This window comes from Asticcacaulis sp. P2_B1, assembly GCF_056404915.1.
This window is the reverse complement of record NZ_JBFUDD010000003.1, coordinates 334,269-352,499: the sequence shown is the minus strand read 5'-3', so window position 1 is coordinate 352,499 and position 18,231 is coordinate 334,269. Positions and strand designations below refer to the sequence as shown.

The window sequence follows — 18,231 nt, the reverse complement described above, 5'->3', positions numbered from 1 at the left end:
TCAAAACTGAGGACAAAAAAGCACGGCCGCGATCGGGTGATCGCGGCCGTGCTGCCGTATTGGAAGGGCTTCTTCGTTTTAGCCGAAGATGAAGTCCGACGTCGTCGGCGTCGCGCCGTTGTCGAGCGTGACGATGGCTGTCACGCCGCCGGCGACCGAGCCGTTGCTGTCCCACGACAGGACGTGGGTCGTCGTGTCGTAGATGAACTGGGCCGAACTGCCGACCGCCGTCGAACCGATGGTCAGTTCGCTCGCCTGCAGGTTATGACCGGAGGAGAAGCCGTAATCGGCGCCAGTGAACATCAGGTGGTCGACGCCGCTCTGGAAGTCCGTAACGTGATCCTGGCCGTTAGCGACACCGAACTGTGCGAAGACGAAGGTGTCCGCGCCCAGGCCGCCGGTCAGGGTGTCGTTGCCGGCCCCACCGGTCAGCTTGTTGTTGCCGCTGTTGCCGGTCAGGCTGTTGCCGAGGCCGTTGCCGGTGCCGTCGATATTGCCGGTGCCGGTCTGGATCAGATTTTCGACATTGGCGCCCAGGGTGTAGGTGATCGAGGCCGAGACCTGATCGGTGCCTTCACCGCTGTTTTCGTGGACCAGGTCGGTGGCGCTGGCGACGATATACTTATCGCTGCCGAGGCCGCCGTACAGGTCGTTGGTGCCGCCGGCGCCGTTCAGCGTATCGTTGCCGTCCATGCCGTACAGACTGTTATTACCGGAATTGCCGATCAGCGAGTTGGCCAGGCTGTTACCCGTGCCATTGATGCCGGAAGTGCCCAGCAAGGTCAGGTTTTCGACATCGGAGGTCAAAGTGTAGGTGATGGTCGAAGCGACCAGATCCGTACCCTCGCCGCTGTTTTCATGAACGATGTCGGTGACGCTGACGACATTGTAACGATCGTCGCCGAGGCCGCCGTACAGCTGGTCGGTACCGCCACCGCCGTTCAGCGTGTCGTTGCCACCCATGCCATACAGGTTGTTGTTACCCGTATTGCCGGTCAGGGTGTTGGCGGTGTCGTTGCCGGTGCCATCAAGCGCCGCGGAACCCGTCAAGGTCAGGGTCTCGATAAAGGCGCCGAGCGTGAACGTCGCCGAGGCGAAGACACGGTCGAGACCGCCATCGTCGATACCCACGCCGGTCGACTGTTCGTTGACGACGTCGCTGGTGTTGTCGACATAGTAGATGTCGTTACCCGCGCCGCCCTTGAGGACGTCGGCGCCGGCGCCACCATCCAGCGTATTCGCACCGCTGTTGCCGGTCAGGGTATTGGCCAGGCCGTTGCCGGTGCCGGTCAGATCGCCCGTGCCCGTCAGGACCAGGTTTTCCACATTGGCGCCCAGCGTAGAGTTGAAGCCGACATAGACCGTATCCGTACCGGCCGCCGACTGTTCGGTCACGACATCACCGGCATCGTCGACATAGTAGCTGTCATTGCCCGTGCCGCCGGCCATGGTGTCGGCGCCCACTCCGCCATCGAGGGCGTTGTTGCCGCTGTTACCCGTCAGGACGTTGACCAGGTCGTTACCGGTGGCGCTGAGATCGGCCGAGCCGGTAAGGGTCAGGTTTTCGACATCGACACTCAGGGTATAGCTGATCGAAGCTTCGACCGTATCCGTGCCCTGAGAGATGTTTTCGATGATGACGTCATTGATATTGTCGACGACATAGGTGTCGTTGCCATCGGCGCCCAGCATGGTATCGGCGCCGGCGCCGCCATCGATGCGGTTGGTGCCGTCATTGGCGGTGATCGTGTTGTCGAGCGCGTTGCCGGTACCGTTGGTATCGCCCGTGCCCGTCAGGATCAGGCTTTCGATAAAGGCCCCCAGGGTGAAGGTCACCGAGGAGCGGACTTCATCCGTACCGGCGCCGGTCAATTCCGTCGCCGTATCACCGGCATTGTCGACGATATAGACATCGTTGCCCAAGCCGCCCGCCATGGTATCCGCGCCGGCGGCGCCGTCGAGGGTATTGTTGCCGGTATTGCCGGTTATGACGTTGTCGCCGGCATTACCCGTGCCCTTGACGTTGGAAGCGCCGATCAGGGTGAGGTTTTCCAGGTTGGTGCCCAGGGTGTAGTTGAGCACTGACTGAACCGTATCGGTGCCTTCGTCCGCCAGTTCGACAACAGTGTCGCTGGCATTGTCGATGACATAGATGTCGTTGCCCGTGCCGCCGGTCATGGTGTCAGCGCCGGTGCCGCCGTCCAGCTTGTTGGCGTTACTGTTGCCAATCAGGATGTTGGCGAGGCTGTTGCCGGTGCCGTCGATGGCATTGCCGCCCGTCAAGGTCAGGTTTTCGACGTTGGCGCTCAGGGTATAGGTCACAGAGGCCTCGACCGCGTCGGTGCCGGCCGCGCTGGCCTCGGTAACGACGTCGCCGGCATTGTCGACGACATAGGTGTCGTTGCCGAGCCCACCGATCATGGTGTCGGCGCCCGCTTGACCGTCAAGCCGGTTGTTGCCGCTATTGCCGGTCAGGACGTTGACCAGTGCGTTGCCGGTGCCATTGACGTCCGAGGATCCTGTCAAGGTCAGGTTTTCGACATTGGCGCCCAATGTGTAGGACAAGACGGTCTCGACCGTGTCGGTACCGGCGCTGGCGCCTTCAGTCACAACATCCGACACGTTGTCGACGACATAGGTGTCGTTGCCCAGACCACCGGCCATAGTATCCGCGCCAGACTGGCCGTTCAGACGGTTATTGCCGCTGTTGCCGGTCAGGACGTTGACGCCGCTGTTGCCGCCACCATTGATGTCGCCCGAACCCGTAAGGGTCAGGTTCTCAACATTCGCTACCAGGGTATAGGAGATCGACGACTGGACCGTATCGGTGCCGGCACCCGAGCCTTCCGTCACCGCGTCCGACGCGTTGTCGACGACATAGGTGTCGTTACCCGTGCCGCCGGCCATGGCGTCGCCGCCGGCGCCGCCATCCAGCGTGTTATCGCCACTGTTGCCGGCCAGGGTGTTGACGCCGCTGTTGCCGGTGCCGTTGATATTGCCCGACCCGGTCAGGGTCAGGTTTTCGACATTGGCGCTAAGGGTGTAGGTGATGGCAGCGCGGATTTCGTCGGTGCCCTCGCCACTGTTTTCATTGACCGCGTCAGCGACGTCATCGACGAAATAGATGTCGTTGCCGGCGCCGCCGGTCAGGCTGTCGATACCGGTGCCTCCGTCCAGGCTGTTGTTGCCGGCGTTACCGATGATCGTATTGGCAAGACCGTTGCCGGTGCCGTCGATATTGCCAGAACCCGTTAGGGTCAAGTTTTCGACATTGGCGCCCAATGTATAGGTGATCGAGGATTCGACCGTGTCGGTACCGGCGCTGGAGCTTTCCGTTACTGTATCCGACCCGTTGTCGACGACATAGGTATCGTTACCGAGACCACCCGCCATGGTGTCGGCACCCACGAGGCCGTCAAGGCGGTTGTTGCCGGCGTTGCCGGTGAGCGTGTTGTCGAGGGCATTACCGGTGCCGTCGATATTCGCGCCGGTGACCAGCGTGTTGACCAAGCCGCCGACAATGGCCCCCGGAGCGGAGTTGTTGAGCAGGGTCAGGTTTTCGACATTGGCGGTCAGGGTATAGGTGATCGAGGATTCGACCGTGTCGGTGCCTTCTGTAACATTTTCGGTGACCGTATCGGCAACATTGTCGACGACATAGGTGTCATCGCCCTCATGTCCTGCCATGATGTCCGCGCCGGCCTTACCGTCAAGGCGGTTATTACCGCTGTTGCCGGTCAGGGTGTTGGCGAGGCTGTTGCCGTTGCCGCTCAGATTACCGCTTCCGGCAAGGGTCAGGTTTTCAAGGTTGGTGTCCAGGGTGACACCGGAAACGCTGGCGATGACGGTATCCGTCCCGGCGTCCGAGGCTTCGTAGGTAATGTCGGACAGGCTGTCGACATAGTAGGTGTCGTTACCCAGTCCGCCGCGCAGCATGTCCTGGCCCGCGCCGCCGTCCAGGCTGTCATTGCCGTCGCCGCCGACCAGGGTGTTGCCCAGGCCGTTGCCGGTGCCGGTAAAGTTGCCGGATCCGGTGTAGGTCAGGTATTCGACATTGGCGCCCAGGGTATAGGACGACAGGGTGGTCCTGACTGTGTCATTGCCTTCGTCGAGCAATTCGGTGACGCTGTCGCCGACATTGTCGACGATATAGATGTCGTTACCCTCATGACCCGCCATGGTGTCGGCGCCGGTGCCGCCGTCCAGGGTGTTGTTGCCGCTGTTGCCGGTCAGGACGTTTTCGCCGCTGTTACCAGTGGCGTCGAGATTGGCCGAACCGGTCAGGGTCAGGTTTTCGACATTGGCGCTGAGGGTGTAGGCGACCGAGGTCTGGATGGTGTCATTGCCTTGGTCGGCAAATTCCAAAACCGAGTCGCTGACATTGTCGACGACGTAGATGTCATTGCCCGCCGCGCCGGCCATGGCGTCGGCGCCAAGCCCGCCGTCCAGCGTGTTATTGCCGGAGTTCCCGTTGATGGTGTTGTTGTCGCTATTGCCGGTGGCGTTAATGTTGCCACCCGCATTGATAAGCGTCAAAGACTCGACATTTGACGTCAAGGTATAGCTTACCCAGGCGGAGACGGAGTCTGAACCTGCGCCCACACCCTCCGTAACGACGTCGCTGGCATTGTCGACATAGTAGGTGTCGTTGCCCGTGCCGCCGGCCATCGTATCGGCGCCCATTCCACCGTCGAGCAGGTTGTCGCCGCTGTTGCCGGTCAGCGTATTGTCGAGGGCATTACCGGTGGCGAAAATACCGCCCGAACCGGTCAAGGTCAGATTTTCGACATTGGCAGTCAGGGCATAGGTGATCGAAGATTGGACCGCGTCGGTGCCTTCGCCGGTCAATTCCGTCACGATATCGTCGGCATTATCGACGATATAGGTGTCGTTGCCCGCGCCGCCCGTCATCGCGTCACCGCCCGCACCACCGTCGATGCGGTTATTGGCGGTATTACCGATGATGGTGTTGTTGAGCGTGTTGCCGGTGCCGTTGATCGTGCTGCTGCCGGCCAGGGTCAGGTTTTCGACATTGGCGCCCAGGGTGTAGGTGATCAGGCTGCGGACGAGATCCGTACCTTGACCCGACAGTTCGGTGACGCTGTCACCGGCATTGTCGACGATGTAGGTGTCGTTGCCCAGGCCGCCGGTCATGGAATCCGCGCCGGCCTTGCCGTCCAGGGTATTGTTGCCGCTGTTGCCGATCAGGATATTGACCGCGCTGTTGCCGGTGCCGTTGATATTTCCAGAACCCGTCAAGGTCAGGTTTTCGATATTGGCGCCCAGTGTATAGGTGATCGAGGATTCGACCGTATCCGTACCCGCACTGGGGTTCTCGGTAACCGAGTCGGCGGCATTGTCGACGACATAGGTGTCGTCGCCGAGACCGCCCGCCATGATGTCGGCGCCGACGCCGCCATCGAGACGGTTGTTACCGTCATTGCCGGTCAGGGTGTTGACCAGGCTGTTGCCCGTCGCGTCGATATTGCCCGAGCCCGTCAATGTCAGGTTTTCGACATTGCCGCCCAGGCTGAAGGTGGCCGATGCCAGGACGGAGTCCGTTCCCTGGCCAGCCGCTTCGGCCACGACGTCGCTGGTATTGTCAACGATGTAGGTGTCGTTGCCTTCGCGGCCGGACATGGTGTCGGCACCGGTGCCGCCGTCGAGCCGGTTGTCGCCGGTATTGCCGAAGATGTCGTTAGCGAGGCTGTTGCCGGTGCCGTCGATATTGCCGCTGCCCGTCAGGATCAGGCGTTCGATATTGGCGCCGATGGTGTAGGTCACCGAGGCGCGAACGTCGTCATTGCCTTCATCCGCCAGTTCGGTGACCACATCACCCGTATTGTCGACGATATAGTCGTCGCTGCCGGCGCCGCCGGACATGGTGTCCATGCCCACGCCGCCGTCGATATTGTTGTTAGCGCTGTTGCCGATGATGATGTTGTTGAGCGCATTGCCGGTACCGTCGACGCTGTTGACACCGGTCAGGGTCAGGTTTTCGACATTGTCGCCCAGGACATAGGTGATGGAGGATTCCACCCGGTCCGTACCCTCATTTTCCAACTCAACCACGACATCGCCGCTGTGTTGGACGACATAGACGTCGTCGCCCAGTCCGCCGGTCATGGTGTCGGCGCCGGTACCACCATCGAGGCGGTTATTGCCGGCATTACCGGTCAGGGTATTGCCCAGGCTGTTGCCGGTGCCGTCGATATTGTCCGTGCCCGTCAGGATCAGGGTTTCGATATTGTCGCTAAGGGTAAAAGTGACCGAAGAATGCACCTGGTCGGTGCCCTGCCCCAGCAGTTCGGTGACCGTATCGTCGACATTGTCGACGATATAGGTGTCGTTGCCGATGCCGCCGCTCATCTCGTCGGCGCCAAGGCCGCCATCGATAATATTGGCGCCATTATTGCCGGCCAGGCTGTTGTCGAGGTCGTTGCCGGTTGCGTTGATGCAGCCATTGCCGGTCAGGGCGAGGTTTTCGACATTGTCGCCCAGCGTGTAGCTGATGGCGGATTCGACGGTATCCGTGCCTTCCTCTTCATCTTCGGTGACGATGTCGGAGACGCTGTCGACAACATATGTGTCGTCGCCACGGCCGCCCGCCATTGTGTCGGCCCCCGCGCCGCCGTCGAGGCGGTTGGCCGCGCTGTTGCCGACGAGGTCGTTGTCGGCGCTATTGCCGGTACCGTCGATACTGTCGCTGCCCTCCAGGATCAGCTGCTCGACATTGGCACCCAGGGTGAAGGTGACCGATGAAACAACCGAGTCGTAACCTTTCTCGACGTCTTCACTGACGGTGTCGCCGGCATCGTCGACAAAATAGATGTCGTCGCCGTCACCACCTGTCATGGTGTCGGCCCCCGCGAGACCGTCCAGCCAGTTGTCGCCGGAATTGCCGATCAGGATATTGGCATAGCTATTGCCGATGCCGGCGATATCGTCGCTGCCGGTCAGGGTCAGATTTTCGGTGAAGGTGACGAGCTGATAGGTGACCGAGGACTCGACCGTGTCGGTGCCCTGGCCAGCCAGTTCGAAGGCAAGATCGTCCTCATCGTCGACGATGTAGGTGTCGTCGCCAGCGCCGCCGTACATCTGGTCATAGCCAGCTCCGCCATCGATGACGTTGTCGCCGCTGTTACCCATGATGGCGTTGCTGTCATCATTGCCGGTGCCGTCGATATTGCCGCTACCCGTCAGGATCAAGGTTTCGACATTGTCGGTCAGGGTATAGGTTACCGACGCTTCGACCATGTCGTAGCCGCCGTCTTCACCGTCGCTTTCGACGACCGTGTCGCCGGCATCGTCGACGATATAGATGTCGTCGCCATCACCGCCCGTCAGGGTATCGGCGCCCAGGCCACCGTCGAGGGTGTTGTCGCCGCTGTTGCCGACGATCGCATTGGCCAGCGCGTTGCCTGTACCGTTAAGATCGTGGCTGCCGGTCAGGGTCATGTTTTCGACATTGGCCGACAGGGTGTAGCTGACCGAAGCGTAAACCGAATCCATGCCTGCGGCAGAGCCTTCGGTGACGGTGTCGAGGACATTGTCGACCATGTAGGTGTCGTTACCCAGGCCGCCGGCCATGGTGTCGGCGCCCGCCTTGCCGTCCAGAATGTTGTTACCGTTGTTGCCGGTCAGGATGTTGACCAGGCTGTTGCCCGTGGCATTGGTATCGTTAAGGTCGGAAGGCGGTAAATTGGTGAGCCCGCCGGTCATAGCCAAACCGACCGAGATATTGGTCAGGGTCAGGTTTTCGAGATTGGCGCCCAGGGTATAGCTGATCGAGGATTCGACCGTGTCCGTGCCCTGGCCGAAGACTTCCGTGATGTGGTCGCCGGCATTGTCGACGACATAGGTGTCGTTGCCGACCCCGCCGATCATGGTGTCGGCGCCGACGCCGCCATCGAGGCGATTGGCGCCGCTATTGCCGTTGAGAACGTTGTCCAGGGCGTTGCCGGTGGCATTGATACTGCCGCTGCCCGCGATGAGCGTCAGGTTCTCGACATTGGCGGTCAGTGTATAGCTGATCGAGGTGCGAACCTCGTCCGTGCCCTGGCTGGGGTCTTCGATGACCAGGTCTGAGGCGTTGTCGACGATGTAGATGTCGTCGCCGAAACCACCGACGAGGATATCGGCGCCGGTGCCGCCGTTCAGAATGTTGTTGTGACTGTTGCCGGTGAGGCGGTTGGCCAGGCTGTTGCCAGTGCCGTCGATATCGACATCGCTGCCCAGGACCAGGTTTTCGATATTGGCGCTCAGGGTGTAGCTGACCGAAGCATAGACGATGTCCGTCCCTTCTTCGACATTTTCCGTGATGGTATCGCCGGTATTATCAACATAGTAGGTGTCGTTGCCCGTGCCGCCGATCATGTTGTCGGCGCCTGCGCCTCCGTCCAGCACATTGGCGCCGCTGTTGCCGGTGATGCTGTTGACGACCGAATTGCCGGTGCCGTTGAAATCGCCGGTGCCGGTCAGGACGAGGTTTTCCAGATTGGCAGCCAGGACATAGGAGGCGGCGATACGAACCGTGTCCGTACCTTCGCCGGTCAGTTCGACGATCGTGTCGGTGGCGTCGACATTGTAGGTGTCGTTACCGGCGCCGCCCGTCAGGACGTTTTGACCGCTGTTGCCGGTCAGGATGTTGTCGAGACCGTTGCCGGTGCCGTTGATATTGGCTGATCCCGTCAGGGTCAGGTTTTCGACATTGGCGGTCAGCGTATAGGTGATCGACGCCTCGACCGTGTCGGTGCCTTCGCTGGCGTTTTCAGTGACGATGTCGCCCGCGTCATCCACCACATAGGTGTCATCGCCGAGACCACCCGTCAGACTGTCGGCGCCCGCCAGACCGTCAAGACGGTTATTCCCGTCGTTGCCGATCAGGCTGTTCGCCAGCCCGTTGCCGGTACCATAGAGATTATTGTCGGGGAGGACATTGTTGATGCCGCCGACCATGGCTGTGGCGATCGGAACATTGGTCAGGGTCAGATTTTCGACATTGGCGCCCAGGGTGTAGGAGATCGACGATTCGACCTTGTCGGTGCCTGCGCTCGAACCTTCCGTGACGGAGTCCAATATATTGTCGACGACATAGGTATCATTGCCCAGGCCGCCGACCATGGTATCGGCGCCATAGCTGCCGTCGAGGCGATTATTGCCGTCATTGCCGGTGAGGACGTTGGCCCAGCCGTTACCAGTACCATTCAGATTGCCGCTGCCGGTGAGGGTCAGGTTCTCGACATAGTTGGTGAGGGTATAGGAGATCGAAGATTCGACCGTATCGATGTCCGATGGAATATTTTGCGATACCATCGAGGCGCCAGGAGCCGTTTCGGTAACGACATCGCCGACATTGTCGACGACATAGGTGTCGTTGCCGGCGCCGCCGATCATGGTGTCAGCGCCCGTGCTGCCGTCGAGACGGTTATTGCCGCTGGTGCCGGTCAGTCTGTTGTCCAGGTTATTACCGGTGCCGTCGATATTGGCGTAGGCAGGGGGCGAGTTATTAACGCCGAAGGCGGTGATGAGCGAGTTGTTGTTGAGGATCAGGTTTTCGACATTGGCAGTCAGCGTGTATGTGACTGCGGATTCGACCGTGTCGGTACCCCCTGCACTGCCTTCGGTCACCGCATCGCTGGCATTGTCGACGACATAGGTGTCATTGCCTGCGCCACCGCTCATGGAATCGGCACCCGTGCTGCCGTCGAGACGGTTGTTGCCGCTATTGCCGGTCAGCGTGTTGGCCAGGCCGTTGCCGGTGCCGTTGATATTGCCGGAACCCGTCAGGGTTAGGTTTTCGACATTGGCGGTCAGGGTGTAGGTGATCGAGGACTCGACCGTGTCGGTACCGGCACTGGCGCCTTCGGTTACCGAATCGCTGGCGTCGACGACATAGGTGTCGTTGCCCGCGCCACCGGCCATGGAGTCGGCGCCGGCGCCGCCGTCGAGACGGTTGTTGCCGTCATTGCCGGTCAGGGTGTTGGCCAAGTCATTGCCGGTACCATTAATATTGCCGGACCCGGTCAGGGTCAGGTTTTCGACATTGGCCGTCAGGGTATAGGTGACCGAGGACTCGACCGCGTCAGTGCCCGCGTCGGCAGCTTCAGTGACCACATCTTCGGCGGCGTCGACGACATAGGTGTCATCGCCCGCGCCACCGGTCATGCTGTCGGCGCCCACGAGGCCGTCGAGGCGGTTATTGCCGCTGTTGCCCGTCAGGCTGTTGTCGAGCGCGTTGCCGGTGCCGTCGGTATTGTTGGCGGGCTCAGGCGAATTATTGATACCGATGGCAACCATCGGCGAAGCCTCGGTCAGGATCAGGTTTTCGACATTGGCGCCGAGCGTATAGGTGATCGCGGATTGGACCGTATCGTCGCCGCCATCCAGACCTTCGGTGACCGTGTCGTCTTCATTATCGACGACGTAGTTATCATTGCCGTCGCCGCCGGTCATGTCGTCGGCGCCAAGGCCGCCGTTCAGGGTATTGTTGCCACTGTTGCCGATGATGATGTTGTCGAGCGCGTTACCCGTGCCATCGATATTGATGTCGATGTCGTTATGAGTGATTCCGAAGGCACCATCGAGCGACGGTTCAGTCAGGGTCAGGTTTTCGACGTTGCCACCAAGGACATAGCTGACCGAGGCCTCGACCAGGTCGGTGCCGGCGCTGGAGCCTTCGGTGACGACGTCGCCGTCATTGTCGACGATATAGGTATCGTCGCCGGCACCGCCGGCCATGGTGTCGGCGCCCCTGCCGCCGTCCAGTGTATTATTGCCGTCGTTGCCCGTCAGGCTGTTGACGAGGTCATTGCCGGTGCCGTCGATATGGCCGGACCCGGTCAGGGTCAGGTTTTCGACATTGGCAGTCAAAGTGTAGGTAATTGAGGCTTCGACCGTATCCGTGCCGCCGTCGGCAGCTTCCACGACAACGTCGTCGGCATCGTCGACGACATAGGTGTCATCGCCGGCGCCACCGGTCATGGTGTCGGCACCCAGACCGCCATCGAGGCGATTATTCCCGATGTTGCCGGTCAGGTTATTGGCCAGGTCGTTGCCGGTGCCGTCGATATTGTTGTCAGGCTCGAGCGAATGATTGACGCCCATGGACGTAATGATCGATACTTCGGTCAGGGTCAGGTTTTCGACATTGGCGCCGAGCGTATAGGTGATCGAGGATCGGACAGCATCGTCGCCGCCATCCAAACCTTCGGTGACTGAGTCGCCCGAATCGTCGACGATATAGATGTCGCTACCCGCGCCGCCGCTCATGTCGTCGCCGCCCAGGCCGCCGTCCAGGGTGTTATTGCCGCTGTTGCCGCTGATGATGTTGTCGAGCGCATTACCCGTGCCATCGATATTGTTGGCGATGGGGTCATGGGTGATGCCGAAGGCACTAATGAGCGACGGTTCAGTCAGAGTCAGGTTTTCGACATTGCCGCCAAGGACATAGCTGACCGAGGCCTCGACCAGGTCGGTGCCGGCGCTGGAGCCTTCAGTGACGACGTCGCCGTCATTGTCAACGATATAGGTATCGTCACCGGCACCGCCGGCCATGGTGTCGGCGCCCCAGCCGCCATCGAGGGTGTTGTTGCCGCTGTTGCCGGTCAGGCTGTTGACCAGGTCATTGCCGGTGCCGTCGATATGGCCGGATCCGGTCAGAGTCAGGTTTTCGACATTGGCGGTCAGGGTGTAGGTAATTGAGGCTTCGACCGTGTCGGTGCCGCCGTCGGCAGCTTCCACGACAATGTCGTTGGCGTCGTCGACGACATAGGTGTCATCGCCGGCACCACCGGTCATACTGTCGGCAGCCAGGCCGCCATCCAGTCGGTTGTTACCATTATTGCCGGTCAGGATATTGGCGAGACCGTTACCGGTTCCGTCGATATTGTCGTCGGCGACGGAACCATGATTGATACCGATACTCCCGATCAGGGAGACTTCGGTCAGGGTCAGGTTTTCGACATTGGCGCCGAGCGTGTAAGTGACCGAAGATTGGACCGTGTCGGTGCCGGCATCCGAGCCTTCGTTGGCCGTGTCGTCTTCGTTGTCAACGACATAGGTGTCATTTCCTGTACCACCGCTCATGTCATCAGCGCCCAGGCCGCCGTCCAGCGTGTTGGCGCCGCTGTTGCCGATGATGGTGTTGTCGAGCGCGTTGCCCGTGCCATCGGTATCGATGTCGATATCGATGTGATTGATACCGAGGGAACCGTTGAGTGGCACTTCTGTCAGGGTCAGGTTTTCAACATTGCTGCCAAGGACATAGCTCACCGAGGATTCGACAAGGTCAGCGCCTTCGTCGGAGAGTTCGGTGACAACGTCATGGGTATCGTTGACGATATAGGTGTCGTTGCCCGCGCCGCCGATCATCGCGTCCCAGCCGCCACCACCGTCGATCGTGTCGCCGGCCGTGGTGCCGGTCAAGCTGTTGTCGTTGCCATTGCCAATGATGTTCGCCCCTTGCAGGACGTCGTGAGACACTCCTTGCGCGTCAATGCGTGTGTCCGTCACGTTCAGGATCACACTGTTGAACTCGCTGATCGTGTTGTGCGAACTGCCGATATCGAAGTCGCCGGTTTCCAGATTGATGTAAATGGCGCCCGTGGCACTGGCGACAAGTTGCTCAACTCCGTCGGCATAGCTGGTATTACTGAGATTCAATTCCAAGGTGGTGTAGCCGGCGCCCGTGAAGGCGTTGCCACTGAAGGTCAGCGATGTCGTGCCGTCCTCACCGTTCAGGCCACTGACGCCCGTCGTACCGGACTGACCGCTGCGCGTCCCCGCGGCGCCGCCCGCACCACCGAGCCCGCCGCTTCCCGCTTCAAGAGTCAGGTCGAGGGCGAGAGTGTCACCGTTATATTCGACCGTATTGTCGTGGAAATCGATAGCGGCCGCGCCACCGGCGCCGGCCGCGCCACCCACTCCGGCAGTTCCGAAATTGACGGTGTGACTATCCATCGGCCCTTCAGGGCTCCAGTTGGAAGAGTAACTGTCGCTGTAAGCCCCGGCGCCGCCGGCGCCGCCGGCGCCACCCGAACCCGCGATGGCCGAAACCGTAATCGCGGCGACATTCGAGATTTCGCTGTTTGAAACCGTTGACGTCGCGTCGCCGCCATTGCCGCCGACACCACCCGCGCCGCCGCTTCCGATCGTGCTGCCTGCGCCGCCCGCGCCACCCGCACCGCCGACACCGCCATCGGCGCCCGTGCTTGCTAGGTTGAACGTGTAGTTGCCAGCCGTCAGGAGGTCGAATGTCGCTTCCGCGGCGCCGGCATTGCCGCCCGCGCCGCCGACGCCACCGTTGCCGCCGGCGCCACTGCTGAAGCTGTTGGAAAAGGCAGGGTTATTCATGGACGAATTGGTATTTCCGCTGCCGTCGGTCGAAGCGGCTCCCGCGCCACCGTGGGAACCGCTGCCGCCGGCGCCACCGGTCACTGTGACGTCGAACACGCCGGTTGTGATTTCGCTGCCACTGGTCGACGCCGCGCCGCCGGCGCCACCGGCAGCGCCCGCGCCGCCGTTGCCACTCGCGGCCTTCGTCGTGGCAGTATTCATCATGCCATAATAAGAGCTGGAACCGCCACTACCGCCCGCACCACCCGTGCCGCCGATACCGCCGTCGCCGCCACTGATACTGGCATCCAGGCTGCTATAAACGGTCGTCACAACATCGTCGGACGTCAAGGTAATTGCGACCACCTCGCCGTCTCCGCCGACCGTGCCGCCGAGACCGTCATGCCCCGCTTCGCCGGGCGTTTGCATGACGTCACTGTACATATTGCCGTCTTGACCATTGGCGCCGTCGGGACCGGCCGCGCCGTTGGCGCCGTCCCCGCCGTCGGAGCCCACATAGACGCCGTCGGTCAGTGTCTGATCCGACATAATGTTACCGGAATTGATGGATTTGGTCATTGAGGCTGCTCCCTGCGGCACTTTATGCATGCCGGCAGGACGCTTAGAATCACGCGCCTACCGGGCATTTTGTTGCGCAGGAAGGCACGCGAGAAGTTAATGAACAGTCAACTCTTTCGCGAAATGTGGCCGAATTGTGCGTATAAAAAAAGGACTCAATCTGCAGAAATACACCGAAACGATTGTTCTTAAAGGCAATCGTTTGCGCTCTACCGGTAATATAGTTTTTATGATTTTTTTATGGCAGCTTGTCGGCGTGAGCTTCGACCAATTCGACAATATGTTCGATCATGTCCGCATTGCTCAGCTTGTGATCAGGCTTGCCACCGAGATAGACCATGCCGGCCCCTGCCCCACCACCGGTGAAGCCGACATCGGTGTAAAGCGCCTCGCCCGGACCGTTGACGACGCAGCCGATAATCGACAGGGACATCGGCTTGGAGATGTGGGCCAGGCGCTCTTCCAGCTTGGCTACGGTGTCGATGACGTTGAAGCCCTGACGGGCGCATGACGGGCATGCAATAATGTTAACGCCACGGTGGCGCAAGCCCAGCGACTTCAGCAGATCGAAGCCGACCTTGATTTCTTCCACCGGGTCGGCGGCTAGGCTGACGCGCACCGTGTCGCCGATACCGGCCCACAGCAGGTTGCCCAGCCCGATCGCCGACTTGATCGTGCCGTTACGCAATGGGCCGGCTTCGGTGACGCCGATATGCAGCGGGCAATCGATGACATCGGCCAGTTGCTGATAGGCGGCGACGGTGAGGAAGACGTCGGACGCCTTGACCGAGATCTTGAACTCGTGGAAGTCATGGTCGCGCAGGATGTTGGCGTGATAGAGCGCACTTTCGACCATGGCCTCGGGGCACGGCTCGCCGTACTTTTCCATCAGGTCCTTTTCCAGCGAACCGGCATTGACGCCGATGCGCATGGAGCAGCCATAGTCCTTGGCGGCCTGAATGACCTCCTTGACGCGGGCGTCGGAGCCGATATTGCCGGGATTGATACGCAGGCAGGCGGCGCCGGCCTGGGCCGCTTCGATGCCGCGCTTATAGTGGAAATGGATGTCGGCGACGATCGGCACATTGCTGTGCTTGACGATGGTCTTCAGCGCCTGGGTCGATTCGACGTCGGGGCACGAGACGCGGACGATATCGGCGCCGGCCTCTTCCAGGGCGCGGATCTGCCCCAGGGTGGCCTCGGCGTCCGAGGTCAGGGTATTGGTCATGGACTGGACGCTGATCGGGGCGTCGCCGCCGACCTTGACCTTACCCACGCTGATCTGGCGGCTCTTGCGCCGTTCGATCATGCGCCACGGTCTGACATGGGTATGGTCGGCGCCTTCAGAAGCGTTGGTAGGGTGATGGGAATCCATATACAATCTCTCAATTCCACATACGGCGACGTGGCGAATAATTTCGCTTCATATATCAGAACCGGCGCGCGGCGTCACAAGGGACGTTTCACATAATATTACGCCAAGTTCGATTAAGGCTGGCCGGGATCGGCCGGCATGGGCGGGGATTCGATCACCGCGCTGCTGCTGGACGATGACGCCGGAGCGGCTACCACAGGCGCCGGTTCGGTCTTTTTGATCGCGGGCAGATAAGGAATAGGCTCGGTCGCTTTCGGCGCCGCGGTCGGCGCTTCGATCTTCGGCGGCACCTTGACCGTAGCGCCGACGACCTGACCGGCCTGGGCCTGGCGTTGGTCGAGCACGGCCGACATGGCGGCTGCCTTGGCATTGACCTTGCCGATCGGCGACAGCAGAGCATCCAGGCCGCCGGCATATTCGCCATTATAGAAAACGTCGAAAGCCTTGAAATCCGACACGTCGAGAAGGACGGCGTCCTGGCCCGACTGGGGCAGGCGATAGGCTTCGCCGACGCCGAGCTGATGGGCGAAAAAGACCGTATTGTCGGTCGTATGGACGATCAGGTTGACGCTTTTAGTCGCCTGGATGGTGACCGAGGAATTTTCCGGCTGAGCGCCATAGATGGCGCCCTGCGGATTGAAGGCCTTGCGCATCTGCAACACGTCGGTCACCGGCACGGGCGCCGTCGAGGCGGAATTGGTCTGGGCGGCAATCGAGGCGAAACCCTCCTCCAGGCCAGGCGTGACATAGGGCGCGGGAATGTCCTGGTCGCGCGGCGCCGGCGCGGGTTGGGTCAGGACCAGAACGCCATCGCGAATGAGCGGGATGCCGATGGTCCATTTCTGATTGGCGATCTGGTCCTGGGCCGCCTTGCTGCGCAAGATGACCGGTTTGTACTGGACGACGTTCCAGATGATGATGGCGGCGACCAGGCACAGGGCCGAGGTGATATAGAGGCGATAGTTCGGCTTGACGTCTTCCAGCGAGGCGCCCGACGGCGCATGCAGACGCACCTGCGGCTCGGTGAGGTCGCGCTTGTACATGTCGGCCAGGGTTTCTTCGTCGAGCCCCAGAGCCTTGGCATAGGCCTTGACATAACCGATGGCGAAGGCGCGCGGCGGCAAAACGTCATAGGCTGCCTGTTCCAGGGCCTCGAGATAGTTGCGGCGAACACGGGTCAGATCGGACACTTCTTCCAGCGACAGGCCCTTGGCTTCGCGGGTCTTGCGCAGGATTTCGGCGAGGTCGAAGCGATCGGGCAGATGAACCGGCGCGGGTTGTTTAGGCATGGTGCTGCCGAGGCCGCGATAAACGCCCTGATAGGGCTCGTCTTCGATCGGGTGAACGGTATCGTTCATACTTCTGTCCTGTACGCTAACGATCCGGACACAACCACAGCCACCATGATTAATCAAGAACGGCCGGTGGAATGCCCTGCCCGGCAACGACAATTTTTGGTGTTTGCGGTTGAGCCCAAGTCGGTTTATGACCGGGGCCTCAAAGTGTTCCACATGGATGTCCCGACATGCCCGCAGCCTTCGACGATTTGTATATCGGCCAAAGCGTTTCCATCGGCGCCGGGGTCATTTCCGAAGACGAGCTGCACGCCTTCTGCAAGACCTACGCGCCGACCTGGAATGCCGAAGACGGCGCCCCCGACGCCCTGATCTTCGCCCTGTGGTCCAAGCTGGAAACCGAAGCTTCGTCGCATTGGCCGCAAACCAAGCGTCTGGCGGTCGACGCCCTGCGCTGGTCGCGCAACCCGCCGGCCGGCGAGCTGCTGCGCGGACGGATGACGGTCATGGGCAAGGACGCCGTCGGCGATACCAAGGGCGTGGTGATCGCCCAGCACGACCTTTTGGATGAAGCCGGCCGGCTGGTGTTTTCGTGTTTGACACGTTGCGTGTTTCAGCGCCTGCCCAAGCCGCCGGTCGCTTAGGTTTTAGCAAGCCTAAAAAAAAGCCCCGGACTCGCGTCCGGGGCCTTTTTCAATTTGACCTTCGCCAGCCTTAGTTGGCGACGGGTTGCGCGGCGTTGCGCTCGATCGTCATGGCGATGAGCTTGTCCCAGGCCAACAGCGAGTTCAGGTGCGCATAGATGTGGGTCAGGGCGCCATTGTCGCGCAGCTCGACCAGCTTCTCGGCGCTGAGCGCGTTGAGCGCCTTGTCGTCGACGGCGAAATATTCGGCGATCTTTTGCGGTTCACCGACGCTGCCGTCGGCGTTTTGCGGACGATAGAGGGTTTCGCGCGGCGCCAGCAGGTTCAGTTCACGCAGCAGGCCGACGAAGGATTCGGTGCGGCGGCGCTCGTTTTCGAAATCCGAGCAGAACTGCATGGCGTTCTCGACATAAGGCGTGGCCTTGCCGTCTTCGAAGAACGGCACGTCCGGGTTTGAGGTGCGAACCATCGGCGCGGACGTATCGACGCACAGGATCATGCGCTCGGCCGTTTCGTCATTGGCGAACACGAAGGGATAGCGGCGGGCGAAAGCCGGCAGATAGGAGTCCGACTTGAAGTCACCCGACGCCGACACGAAGACATTCTGGCCCGACGACAGGCCCATGGCCGCCACCGGCATGTAGGTTTCACCGATGAACACGATCGGATAGCTGAGCGAGGCAGCCGGAAACTCGGCGACCGTCAGCGGCACGACATTGGTTTCGGCGACGAACGCGTGGGGCGCCGGCACGGCGCTGATACCCATGGCGCCATGGGTGTCGGGGTTCAGAGGCTCGGGGTTTTTGTAGAAGAGAACGTTTCCTGAGAGCGTCGCATCGTTGTTTTGTTCTTGGGCCATGGTCGCTTAATACTGGGTTGGAGAAAATTGAGCCTCGCTTCTAGCGCACGCGCCTTCGACTGGCAAGCCAAGCTAACGGAATTGGAGAAGCGCGTGCGTTTTTAGTGCGCGCCAAGGGCGCGGGAAGAGCCTCGCATCGCTCGG

At 60.9% G+C, this 18,231-nt stretch carries 5 protein-coding genes; 1 reads left to right on the top strand and 4 read right to left on the bottom strand.

Translation table 11 applies throughout. The features are described 5' to 3' along the window. Positions 1 to 78 precede the first annotated feature (78 nt). The 3 genes from AC1DX3_RS10845 to AC1DX3_RS10835 form a co-directional block, all read right to left on the bottom strand. Complete coding sequence (locus AC1DX3_RS10845; protein WP_476989297.1) at positions 79 to 13,914, bottom strand: beta strand repeat-containing protein; 13,836 nt, start codon at positions 13,912 to 13,914, stop codon at positions 79 to 81. A gap of 238 nt (positions 13,915 to 14,152) precedes the next feature. Then, entirely contained in the window at positions 14,153 to 15,289 is a 1,137-nt protein-coding gene (gene ispG / locus AC1DX3_RS10840; protein ID WP_476989296.1) for a flavodoxin-dependent (E)-4-hydroxy-3-methylbut-2-enyl-diphosphate synthase, read from the bottom strand. Between the two features lie 113 nt (positions 15,290 to 15,402). Beyond that, positions 15,403 to 16,647, bottom strand: coding sequence for a helix-turn-helix domain-containing protein (locus AC1DX3_RS10835; protein WP_476989295.1), 1,245 nt, complete (start codon positions 16,645 to 16,647; stop codon positions 15,403 to 15,405). Positions 16,648 to 16,814: 167 nt separating this feature from the next. On the opposite strand from AC1DX3_RS10835, the gene AC1DX3_RS10830 reads away from it, so the two are divergent. Then, a complete protein-coding gene (locus tag AC1DX3_RS10830) occupies positions 16,815 to 17,228 on the top strand; it encodes an acyl dehydratase (RefSeq protein WP_476989294.1) in 414 nt (137 codons plus the stop codon). A 70-nt stretch (positions 17,229 to 17,298) separates the two neighbouring features. Here the strand turns inward: AC1DX3_RS10830 and AC1DX3_RS10825 are convergent, their stop codons facing one another. Then, positions 17,299 to 18,087: a SapC family protein gene (locus AC1DX3_RS10825; RefSeq protein ID WP_476989293.1), complete on the bottom strand. Its 789-nt coding sequence runs from the start codon at positions 18,085 to 18,087 to the stop codon at positions 17,299 to 17,301. Positions 18,088 to 18,231: the final 144 nt, after the last annotated feature.